Raw genomic sequence first — 20673 nt, forward strand, 5'->3', positions numbered from 1 at the left:
GAGAAGGCCATGGCTGAATCCATCACCCGTAACACCCCACCGAACGAGCGGGACCTCGATGAGCTGCTGATCGACGCCGAGGCGGACGACGAGCAGGTCCAGCAGCAGCCAGTGGTCGTGCGGCGGCCCTGGCTGTTGCTGCTGGGCCTGGTGCTGGTGGCCTTGAACCTGCGTCCGGCGCTGTCGAGCATGGCGCCGGTGCTGGGCCAGGTATCCGAAGGTTTGGGGCTGAATGCTGCGCAGGCCGGTTTGCTCACCACCCTGCCGGTGCTGTGCCTGGGCCTGTTCGCCCCCTTGGCGCCGGTGCTGGCGCGGCGCTTTGGCAGCGAGCGGGTGATCCTCGGCATCCTCGTCACCCTGGCGCTGGGCATTTTGGTGCGCAGCACCTTTGGCGCTATCGGGGTGTTCCTTGGCAGCCTGATGGCGGGGGCCAGTATTGGCATTATTGGCGTGCTGTTGCCGGGTATAGTCAAGCGCGACTTCCCGCAGCATGCTGGCACCCTGACCGGCGTGTACACCATGGCGTTGTGCCTGGGCGCCGCCATGGCGGCGGGTGCCACGGTACCTCTGGCCCGGCATTTCTACGACAGCTGGGCGCTGGGGCTGGGTTTCTGGGTGCTGCCGGCCGTGCTGGCCATGCTGGTATGGCTGCCGCAAGCCCGCCAGGGCCATGGTCTGCACAAGGTGGCCTATCGCGTGCGTGGGCTTTGGCGTGATCCGCTGGCCTGGCAGGTGACCCTGTACATGGGCCTGCAGTCTTCGCTGGCTTACATCGTCTTCGGCTGGTTGCCATCGATCCTGATCGGCCGCGGCCTGAGCCCGACCGAAGCGGGGCTGGTGCTGTCGGGGTCGGTGATCGTGCAACTGGTCAGTTCGCTCAGTGCGCCCTGGCTGGCCACGCGCGGCAAGGACCAGCGCCTGGCGATCGTGCTGGTCATGCTGATTACCCTGGCTGGCCTGTTCGGTTGCCTGTATGCGCCACTTTCCGGGCTGTGGGGCTGGGCGGTGGTGCTGGGCCTGGGGCAGGGCGGTACCTTTGCCCTGGCGCTGACCTTGATCGTGCTGCGCTCGAAGGATGCCCATGTGGCGGCAAACCTGTCGAGCATGGCGCAGGGAGTGGGGTACACGCTGGCGTCGATGGGACCGTTCGCGGTGGGGCTGGTGCATGACCTGACCGGGGGCTGGGCGGCAGTGGGGTGGATTTTCGCCGTGCTGGGGGCGGGTGCCCTCGTGTTCGGCCTGGGGGCCGGGCGGGCTTTGCATGGTGTGCAGGTGAGCAGCGAGAAAGTCTGAAGTTGATGTTGGCAGTGCCGGCCCTTTCGCGGGTGAACCCGCTCCCACAGCTACTGCACAATTTTCAAGATGTGTGCGATCCCTGTGGGAGCGGGTTCACCCGCGAAGGGGCCGGTACTGGCATAAGCAACCGGGGCAGATTATCGTGCTGCTTTGACTCCCAGGATGGACCAGCCCTCATGAGCGATGCCAACCACGACCTGATCACCCGTTTCTACCAGGCCTTCCAGCGCCTGGACGCCGAGGCCATGGTCGCCTGCTACAGCGATGATATCGTCTTCAGCGACCCGGTCTTCGGCACCCTGCGTGGCAAGGATGCAGGCGACATGTGGCGGATGCTGACCAGCCGCGCCAAGGACTTCACCCTGACCTTCGATAACGTCCGCGCTGACGAGCGCAGTGGTGGAGCGCACTGGGTGGCCACCTACCTGTTCAGCCAGACCGGTCGCACCGTGGTCAACGATATCCAGGCGCGTTTCGTGATCCGTGACGGGCTGATCTGCCAGCACGATGACCACTTCGACTTGTGGCGCTGGACGCGCCAGGCGCTGGGAGTGCCTGGCGTGCTGCTGGGCTGGACGCCGCTGGTGCAGAACAAGGTACGCCAGCAGGCATTCAAAGGCCTGCGGGCGTACCAGCATGCTCAAGGCAGCGCTACTGCCTGATCACTCTCGTGATAGCTGAAGGCGGCACGTTCATCGAGGCCGTTCGGTAGGCGAATACGAATGACGGGTATGAATGTGCCGTTGGTCCTGTGCCAATCCTGCTGATCGGCCTGAGCTTGTTGCAATGCGCCGTAAGCACCTTCGATATGGAAGAACGACTGGATTGGCAGCCTGCTGGACTGCTCTTCGTCCCACGCACCGATCACTACTTCGTTCCACGGGAAAGGTAATTCAGGCGCAAACAACTGTTTGGCACGTATGCTCTGGTAGAAGGCGTCAGCCCGCTCAGGCACCCGCGCCCGGCGGATATCGAATGCACACTGGGCCTTGTAGTCGCCGCTTTGCCGGAAGCGCTCCATCCACTGCTCGGCAGTGAGTACCCCCTGTTCATGGCAGGCCGCTTCGGTTGCGGCTGTCTGCCGATTGTCGCCGCAACCGCGGTTGTCACGCTCCCAGGTATCACCGTCAGTGGGCCAGGCGCATAGCATTTCGTAGCGCAAGCTCTCTTTCGGGCGTTGCAGCAGCGGGTACAGGGTAAAGCCGCTACGGCCGTCGGCAGCCAGCTGCGTGGTGGGAATGTCGGCGCGCAGGTAAGAGAACGATACGCCGCCTTTGTCCTTGCTGTTCTGGCTATGATGCCAGGAGTGATAAAGCGGTGAAGGTCTGGTTGACCTTAGTAAAACGCCCGAACAGGCGTGGGCAGGTACCGCGTTGCCCTGGCACTGCGCGGGCGTGGAGTCGTAGTTTTTCTGCAACTGCTTGGCGGTCTGGGCGCCGATGGAGGCCTGGGCGGTGGATACGCCGGCCCAGAGGGCAGCGGCAAGCAAGGTGCGGGATACTGAAGTGAGCATGATGAAGCCCTTTTGGGGTGGGCTCACCAAATTAATGATGGAAAGAGCAGGCGTCGTGAGTGAAAAAGTGCCGGATCAGGCAGTAAAACCCTGGTATGTCTACTTGGTAAGGGCTGCCAATGGATCGCTGTATTGCGGTATCAGCGATGACCCGCAGCGGCGTTTTCTGGCGCACCAGAAAGGGCAGGGCGCGCGTTACTTCAAGACCAGCCCGGCCCAGGCGCTGGTGTATGTGGAGCAATGGCCGGACAAGGGCGAAGCATTGCGCCAGGAGCGGCTGGTGAAGCGGCTGCGCAAGTCGGCGAAGGAGGCGCTGGTGGCCTCCTATGAGGCTGTGTCTTCCGCTATTTAGGGCCGCTTCGCGCTCAGTCCTTGCGCCGCTTCAACTGATCCACCAAGGTGGTCGGAAGGCCCTTGATGATCAAGGTCCCTGCCGCTTCGTCATATTCGACCTTATCCCCCAGCAGGTGCGCTTCGAAGCTGATCGACAGCCCCTCGGCACGCCCGGTGAAACGGCGGAACTGGTTGAGAGTGCGCTTGTCCGCGGGGATTTCCGGCGACAGGCCGTAGTCCTTGTTGCGGATGTGGTCGTAGAACGCCTTGGGCCGGTCCTCGTCGATCAGGCTGGACAGCTCTTCAAGGGTTACCGGCTCGCCCAGCTTGGTCTGGGTAGTGGCGTACTCGACCAGGGTCTGGGTTTTTTCGCGGGCGGACTCTTCCGGCAGGTCTTCGCTCTCGACGAAGTCGCTGAAGGCCTTGAGCAGGGTGCGGGTTTCACCCGGGCCGTCGACGCCTTCCTGGCAGCCGATGAAGTCGCGGAAGTAGTCCGAGACCTTCTTGCCGTTCTTGCCCTTGATGAACGAAATGTACTGTCTGGAGTTCTGGTTGTTCTTCCACTCCGACAGGTTGATGCGCGCTGCCAGGTGCAACTGGCCAAGGTCGAGGTGGCGCGAAGGCATCACGTCGAGCTCGGCGTTCACCGCCACGCCTTCGCTGTGGTGCAGCAGGGCGATCGCCAGGTATTCGGTCATGCCTTGCTGGTAGTGGGCAAACAGGATGTGGCCGCCGGTGGACAGGTTGGACTCTTCCATCAGCTTCTGCAGGTGTTCCACGGCCACGCGGCTGAAGGCGGTAAAGTCCTTTTCTTCGTCCAGGTACTGTTTCAGCCAGCCACTCAGCGGGTAGGCGCCAGACTCACCGTGGAAAAAGCCCCAGGCCTTGCCTTGCTTGGCGTTGTAGCTGTCATTGAGGTCGGCCAGCAGGTTTTCGATGGCGTCGGAGGCGGCCAGTTCGGAATCGCGGGCATGCAGCACGGCGGGGCTGCCATCGGGCTTTTTGTCGATCAGGTGAACGATGCAATGACGGATTGGCATGGAATTCTCGCGAGCTGCAAAAGTCGTCCAGTTTACCTTAGACACAAGGTGATGCAGTGGCCGGATGTTGGCAGAAATGTCGGTTGTTCGTTTTTTGTTCAAATTTGTGCGTTTTAGGCTAAAACCCCCGAAAAACCTGCATTAAATCGAAGTGCGCAGCGGATATTTATCCGTTCCTGTGGTAGCTTTGCGCGGTCTTGCGCCCCTTGTGTGGCGCATTGCTGGCAGCGTGCTGTCGTCGTGTCGAACCAAACGTCGATTTACGTATCTACATACGCGATTGGCGCGGCCCTCCACTTTCAGGGGCTGGCCCGATAACGTCGTAGTCCGCTGCATAACCATCGAATTTGATAGGGAAGGAACACCACCATGGCATTGACCAAAGACCAACTGATTGCCGACATCGCCGAATCGATCGCCGCGCCAAAAGCCACCGCCAAGAACGCTCTGGAGCAACTGGGCCAGATCGTTGCCGACCAACTGGAAAACGGCGCTGAAATCACTCTGCCAGGCATCGGCAAGCTGAAAGTCGCTGAGCGTCCTGCCCGTACCGGCCGTAACCCTTCGACTGGCGCTGCCATCGAAATCGCTGCCAAGAAAGTCGTCAAGTTCGTTCCAGCCAAAGTGCTGACCGACGCCATCAACAAGTAATTGTTGAAGCTTTGACGAAACCGCGCCCGGCTTGCCCGGGCGCGGTTTTTTCATGCCTGGGATTTACGCCGGGCGTGCCAGGCCTGGCGCGCGGTGTCGTCGTGGAAGCTCCAGGCGACCATGCGGCTTTGCTTCTGCCCCTGGCCCATTTCACTGATGCGCACGGCCTTGGCGCCCGCTTTCTTGAGCGCGGCCTCGATCCCTGGCAGGTTGCTGGCCTTGGACACCAGGCTGGTGAACCACAGTACCCGCTCGGCGTACTGCACGCTTTCGCCAACCAGTTGGGTGACAAAGCGGATCTCGCCACCTTCGCACCATAGTTCATTGTTCTGGCCGCCGAAGTTGAGCACCGGCAGCTTGCGCTTGGGGTCCTGCTTGCCAAGATTCTTCCATTTGCGCTGGCTGCCACGGGTGGCTTCGTCACGTGAGGCATGGAAGGGCGGGTTGCACAGGGTCAGGTCGAAGCGTTCGTCTTCCTGCAGCAAGCCGCTGAGTATGTGCGCACGGTTGGCCTGCTGACGCAGGGTGATGGCCTTGCCCAGGCCATTGGCCTGGACGATGGCTTTGGCCGAAGCCAGGGCCACGGGGTCGATGTCCGAACCCAGGAAGCGCCAGCGGTAGTCGCTGTGGCCCAGCAGCGGGTAGATGCAGTTGGCGCCAACGCCGATGTCCAGTGCGCGCACCTGGGCGCCCTTGGGGATCTCGCCGGCATTGTCGTCGGCCAGCAGGTCGGCGGCCACATGGATGTAGTCGGCGCGGCCGGGAATTGGCGGGCACAGGTAATCAGCGGGGATGTCCCAGTGCTGGATGCCGTACTGGGCCTTGAGCAAGGCTCGGTTGAACACCCGCACGGCCTCGGGGTTGGCGAAGTCGATGCTGGGTTTGCCGTGGGGGTTGGTGATGGTGAAGCGCGCCAGGTCAGGGTGGGCCTTGATCAGGCTGGGGAAGTCGTAGCGACCCTGGTGGCGGTTGCGCGGGTGCAGGGTGGGTTTGTTCGGGGTCATGGCAGTGTCCAGCCCTATACGAGCGGTGGCTTGAAGAGCCTGGGGCCGCTGTGCGGCCCTTTCGCGACACAAGGCCGCTCCCACAGGATGGTAGCGCCTTGAAGGTTGGCGCCGTCCTGTGGGAGCGGCCTTGTGTCGCGAAAGGGCCGCACAGCGGCCCCAACGGTCTCTCTAGTGATTACAGCGCTGCAATCCGCGCATGCTGCTCGGTGAAGTTGGCCAGGGCCTGTTCGGACTCGGCCAGCTTGGCGCGTTCCTTCTCGATCACCGCAGGCGGTGCCTTGTCGACGAAGGCGGCGTTGGACAGCTTGCCACCCACGCGTGCCACTTCACCCTGCAGGCGCTGGATTTCCTTGTTCAGGCGCGCCAGCTCGGCATCCTTGTCGATCAGGCCGGCCATTGGTACCAGCACTTGCAGGTCGCCGACCAGGGCAGTGGCCGATAGCGGCGCTTCGTCGGCATCGCCCAGTATGGTGAACGATTCGACCTTGGCCAGCTTCTTCAGCAGGGCTTCGTTTTCCTGCAGGCGACGCTGGTCGTCGGCATTGGCGTTTTTCAGGAACAGCGGCAGCGGCTTGCCCGGACCGATGTTCATCTCGGCGCGGATGTTGCGCAGGCCGACCATCAGTTCCTTGAGCCACTCGATGTCACCTTCGGCAGCAGCGTCGATGCGTGCTTCATTGGCCACCGGCCACGGCTGCAGCATGATGGTCTTGCCTTGGATGCCGGCCAGCGGCGCGATGCGCTGCCAGATTTCTTCGGTGATGAACGGCATGAACGGGTGCGCCAGGCGCAGGGCCACTTCCAGCACGCGCACCAGGGTGCGGCGGGTGCCACGGGCGCGCTCGACCGGGGCGTTCTCGTCCCACAGCACCGGCTTGGACAGCTCCAGGTACCAGTCGCAGTACTGGTTCCAGATGAACTCGTACAGCGCCTGGCTGGCCAGGTCGAAGCGGAACTGTTCCAGCTGGCGGGTCACTTCGGCTTCGGTACGCTGCAGCTGCGAGATGATCCAGCGGTCGGCCAGCGACAGCTCGACGGCTTCGCCGTTCTGGCCGCAGTCCTCGCCCTTGTCCAGCACGTAGCGGGCGGCGTTCCAGATCTTGTTGCAGAAGTTGCGGTAGCCTTCGACGCGGCCCATGTCGAACTTGATGTCGCGGCCGGTGGAAGCCAGCGAGCAGAAGGTGAAGCGCAGGGCGTCGGTGCCGTAGCTGGCGATACCTTCGGGGAACTCGGCCTTGGTCTGCTTGGCGATCTTCTCGGCAAGCTTGGGCTGCATCATGCCGCTGGTGCGCTTTTCCAGCAGGGCGTCAAGGGTGATGCCGTCGACGATGTCCAGCGGGTCCAGCACGTTGCCCTTGGACTTGGACATCTTCTGGCCCTGGCCGTCACGCACCAGGCCGTGCACGTACACGGTCTTGAACGGTACCTGCGGGGTGCCGTCCTCGTTCTTGATCAGGTGCATGGTCAGCATGATCATGCGCGCAACCCAGAAGAAGATGATGTCGAAGCCGGTCACCAGCACGTCGGTGGAGTGGAACTTCTTGAGGAACTCGGTCTGCTCCGGCCAGCCCAGGGTGGAGAAGGTCCACAGGCCCGAACTGAACCAGGTATCGAGTACGTCATCGTCCTGGCGCAGGGCCACGTCGGCGCCCAGGTTGTGCTTGGCGCGCACTTCATCCTCGTTGCGGCCGACATAGACCTGGCCGGCCTCGTCGTACCACGCCGGGATGCGATGGCCCCACCACAGCTGGCGGCTGATGCACCAGTCCTGGATGTCACGCATCCAGGAGAAGTACATGTTCTCGTACTGTTTGGGCACGAACTGGATGCGGCCATCTTCCACGGCGGCGATGGCAGGTTCTGCCAGCGGCTTGGTGGAAACGTACCACTGGTCGGTCAGCCACGGCTCGATGACGGTGCCCGAACGGTCGCCTTTCGGCACTTTCAGGGCGTGGTCGTCGATGCTCACCAGCAGGCCCTGGGCATCCAGGTCGGCGACGATCTGCTTGCGCGCGACGAAGCGGTCGAGGTTGGCGTACTGGGCCGGCAGGCGGGTGTCGACCTGCTCGTTGACGCTGCCGTCGAGGTTGAAGGCCTGTGCGCTGGCCAGCACGAAGGCGTTCTTGTCGAAGATGTTCAGCAGCGGCAGGTTGTGGCGCTTGCCGACTTCGTAGTCGTTGAAGTCGTGGGCCGGGGTGATCTTCACGCAGCCGGTACCGAACTCGGGGTCGCAGTAGTCGTCGGCGATGATCGGGATGCGGCGGCCGACCAGCGGCAGTTCGACGAATTTGCCGATCAGTGCCTGGTAGCGCTCGTCGTTCGGGTTGACCGCCACGGCGGCGTCACCCAGCAGGGTTTCCGGACGGGTGGTGGCGACGACCAGGTAGTCCTTGCCTTCGGCAGTCCTGGCGCCGTCGGCCAGCGGGTAGCGCAGGTTCCACAGGTGGCCCTTCTCGTCGTGGTTTTCCACTTCGAGGTCGGAGATGGCCGTGTGCAGCTTGGTGTCCCAGTTGACCAGGCGCTTGCCGCGGTAGATCAGGCCGTCTTCGTGCAGGCGCACGAAGGCTTCCTTGACCGCTTCGGAGAGGCCGTCGTCCATGGTGAAGCGCTCGCGGCTCCAGTCGACCGACGAGCCCAGGCGGCGGATCTGACGGCTGATGTTGCCGCCGGACTGGTCCTTCCATTCCCAGACCTTTTCCAGGAACTTTTCGCGGCCCAGGTCATGCCGGTTCTGGCCCTTGGCCTCGAGCTGGCGCTCGACCAGCATCTGGGTGGCGATACCGGCGTGGTCGGTGCCTGGCTGCCACAGGGTGTCGCGGCCTTGCATGCGGCGGAAACGGATCAGGGCGTCCATGATCGCGTTGTTGAACCCGTGGCCCATGTGCAGGCTGCCGGTCACGTTCGGCGGCGGGATCATGATGGTGTAGGACTCGCCTGCACCTTGTGGGGCGAAATAGTTCTCGGACTCCCAGGTGTTGTACCAGGAAGTTTCGATGGCGTGCGGCTGGTAGGTCTTATCCATGCGCGGCGGGACCCTGTGCATTTATTCGGGAAAGCCGGGAAGTATAACCAAGCTGGGGGCCGCAGGCGACAAGCTGCTGCTATCTGGCACGGCAGGGATGGCCTATTCGCGGGTAAACCCGCTCCCACAGGACCGGCGCAAGTCTCAAAGCTTGCGCCGGTCCTGTGGGAGCGGGTTTACCCGCGAAGAAGGTACCGCCGAATCTCGGTTTTACTCGGAACGCTTGATCAACCGCTCGATCCGCGCATCCAGCCGGCGCTTGATCTCGTTCTCGATGTGCGGGGTGAAGTCGTTGATCACGTCCTGCATGATCATCTGCGCCGCTGCACGCAGCTCGCTTTCCAGGTGCAGCAGGGTATCCTGGCGGCGGGTCTGCGGATCGTCTTCGGGCTCGACCGGTTCGGCCACAGGCGCGGGGTTGCCGGGCGCTTCTTCCAGCAGCAGCGGGATCTGCTCCACCGTCTCGGTCAGCAGCGGTGGTTGCAGGTCGGCGTCGCCAAGCAGCTGGCGTATCGACTCGAGGTCATCGAGCAGATGGGCGGAGTCGGGCAGGGGGGAGGGCTTGTCCATCGTCGTCAAAGTCGCTGTAAGCGGTGGTCTTGCAGAGCATAGCCCTGTTCACGGTAGAAACGGAATCGGTCACGGGCCGATTGGCGGATGCCAGGCTCCTCAACCACGATTTCGGCCACCCGTTCGAACTGGCCGACAAAGCCCGGTACGCTGGCGCCCAGGTTGATCAACAGGTCGTGGTGATCGCCTGCACTGTCGGCGGCCAGGCCCAATGCCACGCCGGCATCGGCATGTACTTCCGCGAGGTCGTGGGGCACGAAGGCCTCGCCCTTGAAGCGCCACAGGCGTTGGTCCAGCTCGCTGCGCTGCTCGGCGTCCTGGCAATGCAGGTAGACCCGATGGCCAAGGCGCCAGGCCTTTTCGCACAGCTTGCAGGCGAAATCGAGCCGTGCCGACAGCGAGTCGGTGGGCAGGATGTAGAAATCGACTTTGCTCATGGTGGTATCGCCGGCCGGTGGCGCGTGGGGCGCCACCGGCTTCACGGCGTCAGGCGCCAGCGCGGTCCAGCAGGTACTGGGTCAGCAGGGGCACAGGGCGGCCAGTGGCGCCCTTGTCCTTGCCGCCGCTGACCCAGGCGGTGCCGGCGATGTCCATGTGTGCCCAGTCGTAGGCCTTGGCAAAGCGCGACAGGAAGCAGCCGGCGGTGATGGTGCCGGCCTTCGGCCCGCCAATGTTGCCCATGTCGGCGAACGGGCTGTCCAGCTGCTCCTGGTATTCATCGAACAGCGGTAGCTGCCAGGCGCGGTCGTCGGCGCGCTTGCCGGCGTCGAGCAACTGGCCGACCAGGTCGTCGTTGTTGCCCATCAGGCCGGTAGTGTGGCTGCCCAGGGCGACAATGCAGGCGCCGGTCAGGGTGGCGATGTCGATCACTGCCTGTGGCTTGAAGCGCTCGGCGTAGGTCAGGGTGTCGCACAGCACCAGGCGGCCTTCGGCGTCGGTGTTGAGGATTTCCACGGTCTGCCCGCTCATGGTGGTGACGATGTCACCCGGGCGGGTGGCGCCGCCGCTTGGCATGTTCTCGGCGCAGGCCAGCAGGCACACCAGATTGACCGGCAGCTGCAGTTCGAGCACCGCACGCAGGGTGCCGAGCACGCTGGCGGCACCGCACATGTCGTACTTCATCTCGTCCATGCCGGCACCAGGCTTGAGGCTGATGCCGCCGGTGTCGAAGGTAATGCCCTTGCCCACCAGCACGAACGGCTTGTCTGCCTTCTTGCCGCCCTGGTAGTTGAGCACGATCAGGCGTGGCGGCTGGTCGCTGCCCTGGCCGACGGCGTAGAACGCGCCCATGCCCAGGTCCTTGATCTTCTTCTCGTCCAGTACTTCGACTTTCAGCGCCTTGTGCGCCTTGCCCAGGTCCTTGGCCTGTTCGGCGAGGAAGCTTGGGTGGCACAGGTTGGGCGGCAGGTTGCCCAGGTCGCGGGTGAAGGCCATGCCGGTGGCGATGGCGCTGGCGTGCTTGACGGCACGTTCGACCTCGGCCTGACCGGCCTTGTCGGCCAGCAGGGTGACCTTCTTCAGGGTGCGTGGCTCGGCCTTCTGGCTCTTGAAGCGGTCGAACACGTACTCGCCGTCGAGCAGGGTTTCGGCCAGCAGGCGGTACTTGCCGTAGTGAGCGTCGCGGTTGCTGACCGCGATGTCGTCCAGGGCCAGCACGGCATCAGCGCCGTTCAGGCCCTTGAGCACGCCGGCGACGCTGGCGACCAGTTTGCGCCAGGCGCGGTCGCCCAGGGCTTCGTCCTTGCCGCTGCCCACCAGCAGCACGCGCTCGGCCTTAAGGCCCGGGAGGCTCTGCAGCAGCAGGGTCTGGCCCGGCTTGCCGGCCAGGTCGCCACGCTTGAGCACGGCACTGATGGCGCCTTCGCTGGCCTGGTCCACGGCCTTGGCCACGGCGCCGAGCTTGCGGTTTTCACCTACCGGGAGGACCAGGGTGGCGGTTTTTACGGATGCAGCAGCTACGCTTTTTACAACCAGTTCCATGTCAGGATCCCCGAATGATCGATACAGTCGGCGCTGTGTATTCCAGCGCTCTGGACGGGCCAGGCCGCGTCGTCGCGCGCCAGCGGAAAAGCTGCCAGTTTGAGCCTGCGGCAAGCGTGCTGACAACCCCGTCATGCGCCTTCATGCGCGGCGAAGTGACAGGGGCGGTCAATCACAGGATAATGCGCGCACTTTACATGGAGGTTCGCCTTTGGCGAACCGGCATTGGTCTTGGCTGTACTAAGTCATTGTCTGGCGCCATAGATTGGCAGTCCGCCCTGACAACCCAGGAGTGTCTGGTTTGATCGTCTTTCGTTATTTGTCCCGCGAGGTCCTGGTGACCTTGAGCGCCGTCAGCGCCGTGCTGCTGGTGATCATCATGAGTGGGCGCTTCATCAAGTACCTGGCCCAGGCTGCCCAGGGCGTGCTCGACCCGAGCGTGCTGTTCCTGATCATGGGCTTCCGCCTGCCGGGCTTCCTGCAGCTTATCCTGCCTTTGGGGCTGTTCCTCGGCATTCTCCTGGCGTACGGGCGCCTGTACCTGGAAAGCGAGATGACCGTGCTGTCGGCCACCGGCATGAGCCAGCAGCGCCTGCTGGGCCTGACCATGGTGCCGGCCGCCCTGGTCGCCCTGCTGGTGGCCTGGCTGAGCCTGAGCCTGGCGCCGCTGGGCGTTGCCCAGGTGCAGCAGATCATCAGCCAGCAGGATGCCCTGACCGAGTTCGACACCCTGGTGCCGGGCCGCTTTCAGACCCTGCGCGACGGTTCGCGAGTGACTTACACCGAAGAGCTTTCGGACGATCGCATCAACCTGGCCGGCGTGTTCATCTCCGAGAAGCGCTTCAACCAGGACAAGACCAAGGACCGCGCCCCGTCGGTGCTGGTTGCCGAAAAAGGCCACCAGGAAATACAGGCCGACGGCAACCGCTACCTGGTGCTGGAAAACGGCTACCGTTATGACGGCAACCCGGGCCAGGCCGACTACCGTGCCATCAAGTACGATACCTACGGCGTGCTGCTGCCCAAACCGGAGGTCAGCGAGGAAGTGACCGAGCGCGAGGCCGTCCCCACCTCCGAGCTGATCGGCAAGAAGGGCCTGCGTGAGCGCGCCGAGCTGCAATGGCGGCTGTCGCTGCCGATCCTGGTGTTCGTCGTCACCTTGCTGGCGGTGCCGCTGTCCCGGGTCAACCCGCGCCAGGGCCGCTTCCTCAAGCTGCTGCCGGCAATTCTTCTGTACATGGCCTACCTGACAATGCTGATTTCCGTACGCGGCGCCCTCGAGAAGGGCAAACTGCCGATCGCCCTGGGCATGTGGTGGGTCCACGGCCTGTTCCTGCTGATCGGCCTGGGCCTGATGTACTGGGAGCCGCTGCGCCTCAAGCGCGCCGCCCGTCGTGCGGAGGTGGCCCATGGGTAAGCTCGACCGCTACATCGGCCAGAGTGTGCTGCTGGCCATCCTCGCCGTGCTGGGGATCATCCTTGGCCTGGCTTCGCTGTTTGCCTTCATCGACGAGATGAGCGACCTGAGTGACACCTACACGGTGATGGAGGCGGGCAACTTCGTTCTGCTGACCGCACCACGGCGCTTGTACGAAATGCTGCCGATGGCCGCCTTGATCGGCTGCCTGATCGGCCTGGGCAGCCTGGCCAGCAGCAGCGAACTGACCATCATGCGCGCTGCCGGGGTTTCCATCGGCCGTATCGTCTGGGCGGTGATGAAGCCGATGCTGGTGCTGATGCTGGTCGGCCTGCTGATCGGCGAGTACGTGGCGCCGGTGACCGAGAACAAGGCCCAGGCCGACCGTTCCCTGGCCCAGGGTGGTGGCGATGCGCAAAGCTCCAAGCGCGGCATGTGGCACCGCCAGGGCGAGGAGTTCGTGCACATCAACGCCGTGCAGCCCAACGGCCTGCTGCTGGGGGTGACCCGCTACCGCTTCGACAACGAGCGCAAGATCATCACCTCGAGCTTTGCACGCCGGGCGCAGTACCAGGATGATCACTGGCTGCTCGCCGATGTGCGCACCACCTACTTCCGTGGCGACCACACCGAAGTGGTGAACACGCCGCAGGAGCGCTGGGACGTTTCGCTCACGCCGCAACTGCTCAATACCGTGATCCTGGCGCCGGAGTCGCTGTCCATCACCGGGCTGTGGGACTACATCCACTACCTGTCCGACCAGGGTCTGAACAATGCACGTTACTGGCTGGCGTTCTGGACCAAGGTGTTGCAGCCGATGGTGACTGCGGCGCTGGTGCTGATGGCGATTTCCTTCATCTTCGGCCCGCTGCGTTCGGTGACCCTTGGCCAGCGCGTGTTCACCGGTGTGCTGGTGGGCTTCGTGTTCCGCATCGCCCAGGACCTGCTGGGGCCTTCGAGCCAGGTGTTCGGCTTCCCGCCGCTGCTGGCGGTGGTGATCCCGGCAGGCATCTGTGCCTTGGCGGGTGTGTGGTTGTTGCGCCGGGCGGGTTGATGGCCTGAGCTGCACAAAAAAAGCCGACCTCAGGGTCGGCTTTTTGCTGGCATTTGTGTTGCCTTCTTCGCGGGCTCGAACAGGCAACACAAATACCCGGCTCATTTCTTCTGCTTCGGCACCCGCACCAGCTGGCTTTCCGAATAGATGTCATGCCAGCCCCGCTTGCGCTTGTCGATCAACACCCAGAAAAACCCCAGCCCCAGGCACAGCCACGAAGCAATCGACACCACAAAGCGCAACAGCGCCTGCCACAGGCTGATAGCCGTGCCATCGGCGTTCTGCACCCGCACGCCCCACACTTGCATGCCCAGGGTCTGCCCGCCATGGGTCCAGAACTTGGCAAAGAAACCGAACAAGGCAAACAGCAGCACCGTCGACAGCAGCGGGTCGCCGTCCAGTGCGCCAGCCTCGGTCAGCTCACGCATGCGGGCTTCGCCGATGATCGCCATCTGGATCATCTTGTAGGCACCGGCGGTCACGATCAGCAGCGCCGTGCACAGCAGGAAGTCGTAGAACATCGCCGCCAGGCGCCGGCCCAGGCCGACCGGCGGAAAATCACCCTGGGGTGTGAGCAGAGGCTTGGACATGCAAAACGGCTCCAGAAGACGAAGCCGCTATTCTACGGGCAAAAAAAAGCCCCTGCACTTGGCAGGGGCTTTTTCGAAGTCGGGTTCAGCTTAGCCGATCACCTGAACTTTGTCAGCCTGCAGGCCTTTCTGGCCCTGCACGGCTTCGAAGGAGACTTTCTGGCCTTCTTTCAGGCTCTTGAAGCCGTTGCCTTCGATAGCGCGGAAGTGCACGAACAGATCAGCACCGCTTTCTGGGGTGATGAAGCCGTAACCTTTTTCGTCATTGAACCACTTGACGGTACCGTTCTGACGCTCAGCCATTGTCTTATTTCCTATGAAGCTTGAATTTTGATGACAGTTTCTTTTGCAATAAACAAGCAAAAGATTACTGGGCTGGGTTGCAGGAAAGTAAGAGACGTCAAACGGGTTGTAGCAGATTGCGGCTACTGGCCCAGGTCACGAACTGTTGCGACCCATGCAAACACAGTGCAGTGACTCTACGCCAACTCCCGAGCGAAAAACAAGCCCTTGGTCGTATGGAAAATCAGCCGTTTGCCGATAACCGACCGGTTTGTCGGAAACGGCATGGCGCCTGGCCTGGCGCCATGTTCAAAAGTTATTGGACAGGTTCGAAATCGAATATCTCGAGCCTGCCCGCAACCTTCACAAAGCGGCTTCAGCCCCGGTAGTAACGTTGTGCCACGAAAGGCATTTTGCTGACTTTCAAGGCAACCTTCTTGCCACGCACCATGGCAAACAGTGGGGTGTCGAGTGCGGCATGTTCACTATCGATATAACCCATTGCTACAGGTGCACCGAGTGTCGGGCCAAAGCCGCCGCTGCACACTTTGCCTACAGGTTTATCGTTTGCATCGACAATATCCGCGCCTTCACGTACTGGCGTACGCTCCTGCGGCAACAGACCCACCCGTTTGCGCGCAACGCCATCGCGCTGGTGGGCGAAGATGGCCTCGGCACCCGGGAAGCCGGCGGCACGCGCGCCGTCGGCACGGCGAACCTTGGAAATGGCCCACAGCAGGCTGGCTTCGACCGGGCTGGTCTCGGTGTTCATGTCGTGGCCATACAGGCACAGGCCGGCTTCCAGGCGCAGCGAGTCTCGCGCACCCAGGCCGATCGGCTGTACTTCGGGCTCGGCCAGCAGGCGGCGGGCCAGGGCTTCGGCGGCCTGTGCCGGTACCGAAATTTCATAGCCGTCTTCGCCGGTATAGCCCGAACGGCTGACGAAGCAGTCTTCGCCCAGCAGTTTCACCGGGCGGAACTGCATGAAGGTCATGCCGGCCACTTCCGGGGCCAGGCGCTCCAGCACCTTGACCGCCGCCGGGCCTTGCAGGGCCAGCAGGGCGCGTTGCTCGAACAGCGGCTGCACCTCGCAACGGCTGCCGATGTGCGCTTGCAGGTGGGCCAGGTCCTGGTCCTTGCAGGCGGCGTTGACCACCAGGAACAGGGTGTCGTCGCCCAGGTTGGCGACCATCAGGTCGTCGAGGATGCCGCCTTGCTCATTGGTGAACATGGCGTAGCGCTGCATGCCCACCGGCAGGTCGATGATATCCACCGGCACCAGGCTTTCCAGGGCCTTGGCGGCGTCGCTGCCGCGCAGGGTGATCTGGCCCATGTGCGAGACATCGAACAGGCCGGCCTGCTCGCGGGTGTGCAGGTGTTCCTTGAGCACGCCCAGCGGGTACTGCACTGGCATGTCATAGCCGGCGAACGGCACCATGCGCGCACCCAGTTCCAGGTGCAGGGCGTGCAGCGGGGTCTTGAGCAGTGTTTCGGACATCGGTGACTCCTTGCTGTTGTTGTCGGGTCAACATTCGATGATGTTGACGGCCAGGCCGCCACGGGCGGTCTCTTTGTATTTGCTTTTCATGTCGGCGCCGGTCTGGCGCATGGTGCGGATGACCTTGTCGAGCGACACGTAGTGCTGCCCGTCGCCGCGCAAGGCCATGCGCACCGCGTTGATCGCCTTTACCGAGCCCATGGCGTTGCGCTCGATGCAAGGCACCTGGACCAGCCCGCCGATCGGGTCGCAGGTCAGGCCCAGGTTGTGTTCCATACCGATTTCGGCAGCGTTTTCCACCTGTTGCACGCTGCCGCCCATCACTTCGCACAGCGCCCCGGCGGCCATCGAGCAGGCCACACCGACCTCGCCCTGGCAGCCCACTTCGGCGCCGGAGATGGAGGCGTTTTCCTTGTACAGGATGCCGATGGCCGCGGCGGTGAGCAGAAACCGCACCACCCCGTCCTCGCTGGCTCCCGGTACGAAGCGCATGTAGTAGTGCAGCACTGCCGGGACGATGCCCGCCGCGCCGTTGGTCGGCGCAGTGACCACACGCCCGCCATTGGCGTTTTCCTCATTCACCGCCAAGGCGTAGAGGTTGACCCAGTCGAGCACCGACAGGGCATCGCGCAGGCTGGCCTCCGGGTGGCGGCTCAGTTGGCGGTACAACGCCGGCGCCCGGCGCTTGACCTTGAGCCCGCCCGGCAGGATGCCTTCATGCTGGCAGCCGGCTTCGACGCAATCCTGCATCACCTGCCAGATACGCAGCAGCCCGGCACGGGTTTCCGCCTCGGGGCGCCAGGCCGCCTCGTTGGCCAGCATGACCTGGCTGACCGACAGGTTTTGCCCTGTGCAATGGCCGAGCAGTTCCTTGGCGGTCTTGAACGGGTAGGTCAGTGGTGTACTGTCCTCGACGATGCGGTCGTGGCCGGCGGCGTCCTGGTCGACCACGAAACCGCCGCCCACCGAGTAGTACTCGCGGCTGCGGATTTGCAGGCCGGCCTCGTCGAAGGCGCGGAAGATCATGCCGTTGGGGTGGTAGTCCAGCGGCTTGCGGATCATCGCCAGGTGCTGCTTTTCGATGAACGCGATGCTGTGCTCGCCGAGCAGGTTCAGCCGACCGCTGTCGCGGATGGCCTGCAGGCGGGCAGGGATGGTGTCGGTGTCGATGACATCGGGGTGCTCGCCCTCAAGGCCCAGCAGCACGGCTTTGTCGCTGCCGTGGCCCTTGCCGGTGGCGCCGAGCGAGCCATACAGCTCGGCCTTGACGCTGACGGTGCGGGTAAGCAGGTCATCACGGCGCAGCCCTTCGGCGAAACGCGCGGCGGCGCGCATCGGGCCGACCGTGTGGGAGCTGGAGGGGCCGATGCCGATCTTGAACAGGTCGAAGACGCTCAGGGACATGGGTGACCTCCAGCCAGGAATATTGGGCGGACGGTGAACCCTGTGGGAGCGGGCGTGCCCGCGAATGCGTCGGTGAGGCCGACATCGCATTCGCGGGCACGCCCGCTCCCACAGAGGTCCACACCTCAAGCAAGGTAGCGGGCCTGAGGGCTATCAGGCGTCCTGATAGCTCTCGATCGACGGGCAGGCGCACACCAGGTTGCGGTCGCCGAACACGTTGTCGACCCGGCCGACCGGCGGCCAGTACTTGCCTTCCACCAGGCTTGGCAGCGGGTACACCGCCTGCTCGCGGCTGTAGCCATGGGCCCATTCGCCAACCAGCTCTGCCGCTGTATGCGGGGCGTTCTTCAGCGGGTTGTCGTCCTTGTCCAGGCTACCGTTTTCGACCGCGCGAATTTCTTCGCGGATCTGGATCATCGCGTCGCAGAAGCGGTCCAGTTCTTCCTTGGACTCGCTTTCGGTCGGTTCGATCATCAGCGTGCCTGCCACCGGGAAGGACATGGTCGGGGCGTGGAAGCCGAAGTCGATCAGGCGCTTGGCCACGTCGTCGACGCTGATGCCGCTGGTGTCTTTCAGCGGGCGCAGGTCGAGGATGCACTCGTGGGCCACCAGGCCATTGCCGCCGGTATACAGAACAGGATAGTGCTCTTCCAGGCGACGGGCGATGTAGTTGGCGTTGAGGATCGCCATCTGCGAGGCACGCTTGAGGCCGGCACCGCCCATCATGCGGATGTACATCCAGGTGATCGGCAGGATGCTGGCGCTGCCGAACGGCGCGGCGCAAACCGCGCCCTCGGTGTTTTCCAGCTGCGCGTGACCGGGCAGGAACGGCGCCAGGTGCGACTTGACGCCGATCGGGCCGACGCCCGGGCCGCCACCGCCGTGCGGGATGCAGAAGGTCTTGTGCAGGTTCAGGTGGGAAACGTCGCCGCCGAACTTGCCCGGGGCGCACAGGCCGACCATGGCGTTCATGTTGGCGCCATCGATGTACACCTGGCCACCGTTGTCGTGGATGATCGCGCAGATTTCGCCGATCGCTTCCTCGAACACGCCGTGGGTCGACGGGTAGGTGATCATGATCGCGGCCAGGCGCTCGCGGTGCTCGATGGCCTTGGCGCGCAGGTCCTCGACATCGACGTTGCCGCGGGCGTCACAGGCGGTGACCACCACGCGCATGCCGGCCATGTGCGCGGTCGCCGGGTTGGTACCGTGGGCCGACGACGGGATCAGGCAGATGTCGCGGTGGCCTTCGCCACGGCTGCGGTGGTAGGCGCGGATGGCCAGCAGGCCTGCGTACTCGCCCTGGGAACCGGCGTTGGGCTGCAGCGACACGGCGTCGTAGCCGGTGGCGGCGCAGAGCATGGCTTCCAGTTCGGTGGTCATCTGCAGGTAGCCCTGGCTCTGCTCGGCCGGGGCGAACGGGTGCAGGTTGCCGAACTCGGCCCAGGTGACCGGGATCATTTCACTGGCGGCGTTCAGCTTCATGGTGCACGAGCCCAGCGGGATCATGCTGCGGTCCAGCGCCAGGTCCTTGTCGGCCAGGCGGCGCAGGTAGCGCATCAGCTCGGTTTCGCTGTGGTAGCGGTTGAACACCGGGTGCGCGAGGATGGCCGACTGGCGCAGCAGGGCAGCAGGCAGCAGCGAGCCGGTGCTGGCGGCCAGGGCGTTGAAGTCCGGCTGGGCCTGGTCGCCACCGATCAGTTGCCACAGGGCCTCGACATCGGCCTGGCTACTGGTTTCGTCCAGCGACAGCCCCACGTGGGCGGCATCGATCTGGCGCAGGTTGATGCCCTGGGCACGCGCCTTGTCATGCAGGCTGGCAGTGGCACTGCCGGTGGCCAGGGTCAGGGTGTCGAAGGCGCTGGCGCCCACTACCTGCACGCCCAGTGTCTTCAGGCCGGCGGCCAGGATTGAGGTCAGGGCATGGGTACGTTCGGCGATGCGCTTGAGGCCGGCCGGGCCGTGGTACACGGCGAACATGCTGGCGATGTTGGCCAGCAGCACCTGGGCGGTGCAGATGTTGCTGGTGGCCTTTTCGCGGCGGATGTGCTGCTCGCGGGTCTGCATGGCCAGGCGCAGGGCGGTCTTGCCGAAGCGGTCGATCGACACGCCGACCAGGCGGCCCGGCATGTCGCGCTTGAACGCGTCACGGGTGGCGAAGTAGGCGGCGTGCGGGCCACCGAAGCCCAGTGGTACGCCGAAGCGCTGGGCGCTGCCGATGGCCACGTCGGCGCCGAACTCGCCCGGCGGGGTCAGCAGGGTCAGGGCCAGCAGGTCGGCGGCTACGGCGACCAGGGCGTTGGCAGCGTGGAAGCGCTCGATTACTTCGCGGTAGTCGAACACTTCACCGTTGCTGGCCGGGTACTGCAGCAGGGCGCCGAAGAAGGCGCTGACATCGCCCAGTTCGCGCTCGTCGCCGACCACGATCTCGATGCCCAGCGGCTCGGCACGGGTGCGCAGCACGTCGAGGGTTTGCGGGTGGCAGTGCACGGAGGCGAAGAACGCGTGGCTGGCCTTGTTCTTCGACAGGCGCTTGCAGAAGGTCATGGCCTCGGCCGCAGCGGTGGCTTCGTCGAGCAGCGAGGCGTTGGCGATCGGCAGGCCGGTCAGGTCGCTGATCAGGGTCTGGAAGTTCAGCAGCGCTTCCAGGCGACCCTGGGAAATTTCTGGCTGGTATGGGGTATAGGCGGTGTACCAGGCCGGGTTTTCCAGCAGGTTGCGCAGGATCGGCGCCGGGGTGTGGGTGTTGTAGTAGCCCTGGCCGATGTAGCTCTTGAACAGCTGGTTCTTGCCGGCGATGACCTTGAGCGCGGCGAGCGCGTCGGCTTCGCTCTGGCCGTCGTGCGAACCGAGCACGCTGGTGCCCTTGATGCTGTCGGGGATGACCGCGGCGGTCATGGCTTCCAGCGAGTCGAAGCCGAGGGCGGCCAGCATGGCCTGCTCGTCGGCGGCGCGCGGGCCGATGTGACGGGCGATGAATTCGTTGGCGGTGCCGAGGTTGATGGTCATGGCGGAG

At 64.0% G+C, this 20673-nt stretch carries 18 protein-coding genes; 6 read left to right on the forward strand and 12 right to left on the reverse strand.

The window, feature by feature from the left end; genetic code table 11:
• Positions 1–9: 9 nt before the first annotated feature.
• Positions 10–1293: a CynX/NimT family MFS transporter gene (locus MKK04_RS04845; RefSeq protein ID WP_241106297.1), complete on the forward strand. Its 1284-nt coding sequence runs from the start codon at positions 10–12 to the stop codon at positions 1291–1293.
• A 179-nt stretch (positions 1294–1472) separates the two neighbouring features.
• A complete protein-coding gene (locus MKK04_RS04850) occupies positions 1473–1958 on the forward strand; it encodes a nuclear transport factor 2 family protein (RefSeq protein ID WP_241106298.1) in 486 nt (161 codons plus the stop codon).
• Here MKK04_RS04850 and MKK04_RS04855 read toward each other — a convergent pair.
• Positions 1937–2785, reverse strand: a complete 849-nt coding sequence (locus tag MKK04_RS04855; protein WP_207836070.1) for a hypothetical protein — start codon at positions 2783–2785, stop codon at positions 1937–1939. The two genes, MKK04_RS04850 and MKK04_RS04855, sit on opposite strands and share 22 nt — an antisense overlap.
• A 61-nt stretch (positions 2786–2846) precedes the next feature.
• Between MKK04_RS04855 and MKK04_RS04860 the strand changes: the two genes are divergently transcribed.
• Entirely contained in the window at positions 2847–3161 is a 315-nt protein-coding gene (locus MKK04_RS04860; protein WP_207836086.1) for a GIY-YIG nuclease family protein, read from the forward strand.
• A 13-nt stretch (positions 3162–3174) separates the two neighbouring features.
• On the opposite strand, the gene yejK is transcribed toward MKK04_RS04860, so the two are convergent.
• Positions 3175–4182, reverse strand: a complete 1008-nt coding sequence (gene yejK / locus MKK04_RS04865; RefSeq protein ID WP_207836067.1) for a nucleoid-associated protein YejK — start codon at positions 4180–4182, stop codon at positions 3175–3177.
• A 369-nt stretch (positions 4183–4551) separates the two neighbouring features.
• Here yejK and MKK04_RS04870 point away from each other — a divergent pair, with 369 nt between their 5' ends.
• Positions 4552–4833, forward strand: coding sequence for an HU family DNA-binding protein (locus MKK04_RS04870; protein WP_003257928.1), 282 nt, complete (start codon positions 4552–4554; stop codon positions 4831–4833).
• A gap of 50 nt (positions 4834–4883) precedes the next feature.
• Here MKK04_RS04870 and rlmF read toward each other — a convergent pair whose 3' ends face one another.
• The 5 genes from rlmF to MKK04_RS04895 all read right to left on the reverse strand — a co-directional run bounded on the left by rlmF (position 4884) and on the right by MKK04_RS04895 (position 11412).
• Positions 4884–5837 carry a 23S rRNA (adenine(1618)-N(6))-methyltransferase RlmF gene (gene rlmF, locus MKK04_RS04875; RefSeq protein ID WP_207836064.1) on the reverse strand — a complete coding sequence of 318 codons (954 nt, stop codon included), beginning with the start codon at positions 5835–5837 and terminating at the stop codon, positions 4884–4886.
• 178 nt (positions 5838–6015) lie between these two features.
• Positions 6016–8862 (reverse strand): valine--tRNA ligase, encoded by a 2847-nt coding sequence (locus MKK04_RS04880; RefSeq protein WP_241106299.1) that lies wholly within the window; start codon positions 8860–8862, stop codon positions 6016–6018.
• A gap of 210 nt (positions 8863–9072) precedes the next feature.
• Positions 9073–9432 (reverse strand): hypothetical protein, encoded by a 360-nt coding sequence (locus MKK04_RS04885; RefSeq protein WP_063911378.1) that lies wholly within the window; start codon positions 9430–9432, stop codon positions 9073–9075.
• 5 nt (positions 9433–9437) lie between these two features.
• Positions 9438–9869: a DNA polymerase III subunit chi gene (locus MKK04_RS04890; RefSeq protein ID WP_233693888.1), complete on the reverse strand. Its 432-nt coding sequence runs from the start codon at positions 9867–9869 to the stop codon at positions 9438–9440.
• Positions 9870–9918: 49 nt separating this feature from the next.
• Positions 9919–11412, reverse strand: coding sequence for a leucyl aminopeptidase (locus MKK04_RS04895; RefSeq protein WP_207836054.1), 1494 nt, complete (start codon positions 11410–11412; stop codon positions 9919–9921).
• A 301-nt stretch (positions 11413–11713) separates the two neighbouring features.
• Here MKK04_RS04895 and lptF point away from each other — a divergent pair, with 301 nt between their 5' ends.
• Together lptF and lptG are read left to right on the forward strand one after the other, a co-directional pair.
• A complete protein-coding gene (lptF, locus tag MKK04_RS04900; RefSeq protein ID WP_063911380.1) occupies positions 11714–12829 on the forward strand; it encodes an LPS export ABC transporter permease LptF in 1116 nt (371 codons plus the stop codon).
• Entirely contained in the window at positions 12822–13883 is a 1062-nt protein-coding gene (lptG, locus tag MKK04_RS04905) for an LPS export ABC transporter permease LptG (RefSeq protein WP_207836051.1), read from the forward strand. The genes lptF and lptG overlap by 8 nt, the downstream gene beginning before the upstream one ends.
• Positions 13884–13984: 101 nt before the next feature.
• Here the strand turns inward: lptG and MKK04_RS04910 are convergent, their stop codons facing one another.
• From MKK04_RS04910 to gcvP, 5 genes are all read right to left on the reverse strand, one after another.
• Positions 13985–14473, reverse strand: coding sequence for an RDD family protein (locus MKK04_RS04910; protein WP_063911382.1), 489 nt, complete (start codon positions 14471–14473; stop codon positions 13985–13987).
• Positions 14474–14563: 90 nt separating this feature from the next.
• Positions 14564–14776 (reverse strand): cold-shock protein, encoded by a 213-nt coding sequence (locus tag MKK04_RS04915; protein ID WP_075043881.1) that lies wholly within the window; start codon positions 14774–14776, stop codon positions 14564–14566.
• Positions 14777–15131: 355 nt separating this feature from the next.
• A complete protein-coding gene (gcvT, locus tag MKK04_RS04920; protein ID WP_207836047.1) occupies positions 15132–16253 on the reverse strand; it encodes a glycine cleavage system aminomethyltransferase GcvT in 1122 nt (373 codons plus the stop codon).
• Positions 16254–16280: 27 nt separating this feature from the next.
• Positions 16281–17657 (reverse strand): L-serine ammonia-lyase, encoded by a 1377-nt coding sequence (locus MKK04_RS04925; protein ID WP_233693892.1) that lies wholly within the window; start codon positions 17655–17657, stop codon positions 16281–16283.
• 153 nt (positions 17658–17810) lie between these two features.
• Positions 17811–20666 (reverse strand): aminomethyl-transferring glycine dehydrogenase, encoded by a 2856-nt coding sequence (gcvP, locus tag MKK04_RS04930; protein WP_241106300.1) that lies wholly within the window; start codon positions 20664–20666, stop codon positions 17811–17813.
• Positions 20667–20673 lie beyond the last annotated feature (7 nt).

Origin of the sequence: Pseudomonas sp. LS.1a, from assembly GCF_022533585.1 — a bacterium.
In the GTDB taxonomy this organism is placed as follows: domain Bacteria; phylum Pseudomonadota; class Gammaproteobacteria; order Pseudomonadales; family Pseudomonadaceae; genus Aquipseudomonas.

Bases quoted from the DNA above. Each gene is read 5' to 3' on its own strand.
- MKK04_RS04845 (WP_241106297.1), top strand. From the start codon at position 10: ATGGCTGAATCCATCACCCGTAACACCCCACCGAACGAGCGGGACCTC.
- MKK04_RS04850 (WP_241106298.1), top strand. From the start codon at position 1,473: ATGAGCGATGCCAACCACGACCTGATCACCCGTTTCTACCAGGCCTTC.
- MKK04_RS04860 (WP_207836086.1), top strand. From the start codon at position 2,847: ATGGAAAGAGCAGGCGTCGTGAGTGAAAAAGTGCCGGATCAGGCAGTA.
- yejK (WP_207836067.1), bottom strand. From the start codon at position 4,182: ATGCCAATCCGTCATTGCATCGTTCACCTGATCGACAAAAAGCCCGAT.
- MKK04_RS04870 (WP_003257928.1), top strand. From the start codon at position 4,552: ATGGCATTGACCAAAGACCAACTGATTGCCGACATCGCCGAATCGATC.
- rlmF (WP_207836064.1), bottom strand. From the start codon at position 5,837: ATGACCCCGAACAAACCCACCCTGCACCCGCGCAACCGCCACCAGGGT.
- MKK04_RS04880 (WP_241106299.1), bottom strand. From the start codon at position 8,862: ATGGATAAGACCTACCAGCCGCACGCCATCGAAACTTCCTGGTACAAC.
- MKK04_RS04885 (WP_063911378.1), bottom strand. From the start codon at position 9,432: ATGGACAAGCCCTCCCCCCTGCCCGACTCCGCCCATCTGCTCGATGAC.
- MKK04_RS04890 (WP_233693888.1), bottom strand. From the start codon at position 9,869: ATGAGCAAAGTCGATTTCTACATCCTGCCCACCGACTCGCTGTCGGCA.
- MKK04_RS04895 (WP_207836054.1), bottom strand. From the start codon at position 11,412: ATGGAACTGGTTGTAAAAAGCGTAGCTGCTGCATCCGTAAAAACCGCC.
- lptG (WP_207836051.1), top strand. From the start codon at position 12,822: ATGGGTAAGCTCGACCGCTACATCGGCCAGAGTGTGCTGCTGGCCATC.
- MKK04_RS04910 (WP_063911382.1), bottom strand. From the start codon at position 14,473: ATGTCCAAGCCTCTGCTCACACCCCAGGGTGATTTTCCGCCGGTCGGC.
- MKK04_RS04915 (WP_075043881.1), bottom strand. From the start codon at position 14,776: ATGGCTGAGCGTCAGAACGGTACCGTCAAGTGGTTCAATGACGAAAAA.
- gcvT (WP_207836047.1), bottom strand. From the start codon at position 16,253: ATGTCCGAAACACTGCTCAAGACCCCGCTGCACGCCCTGCACCTGGAA.
- MKK04_RS04925 (WP_233693892.1), bottom strand. From the start codon at position 17,657: ATGTCCCTGAGCGTCTTCGACCTGTTCAAGATCGGCATCGGCCCCTCC.
- gcvP (WP_241106300.1), bottom strand. From the start codon at position 20,666: ATGACCATCAACCTCGGCACCGCCAACGAATTCATCGCCCGTCACATC.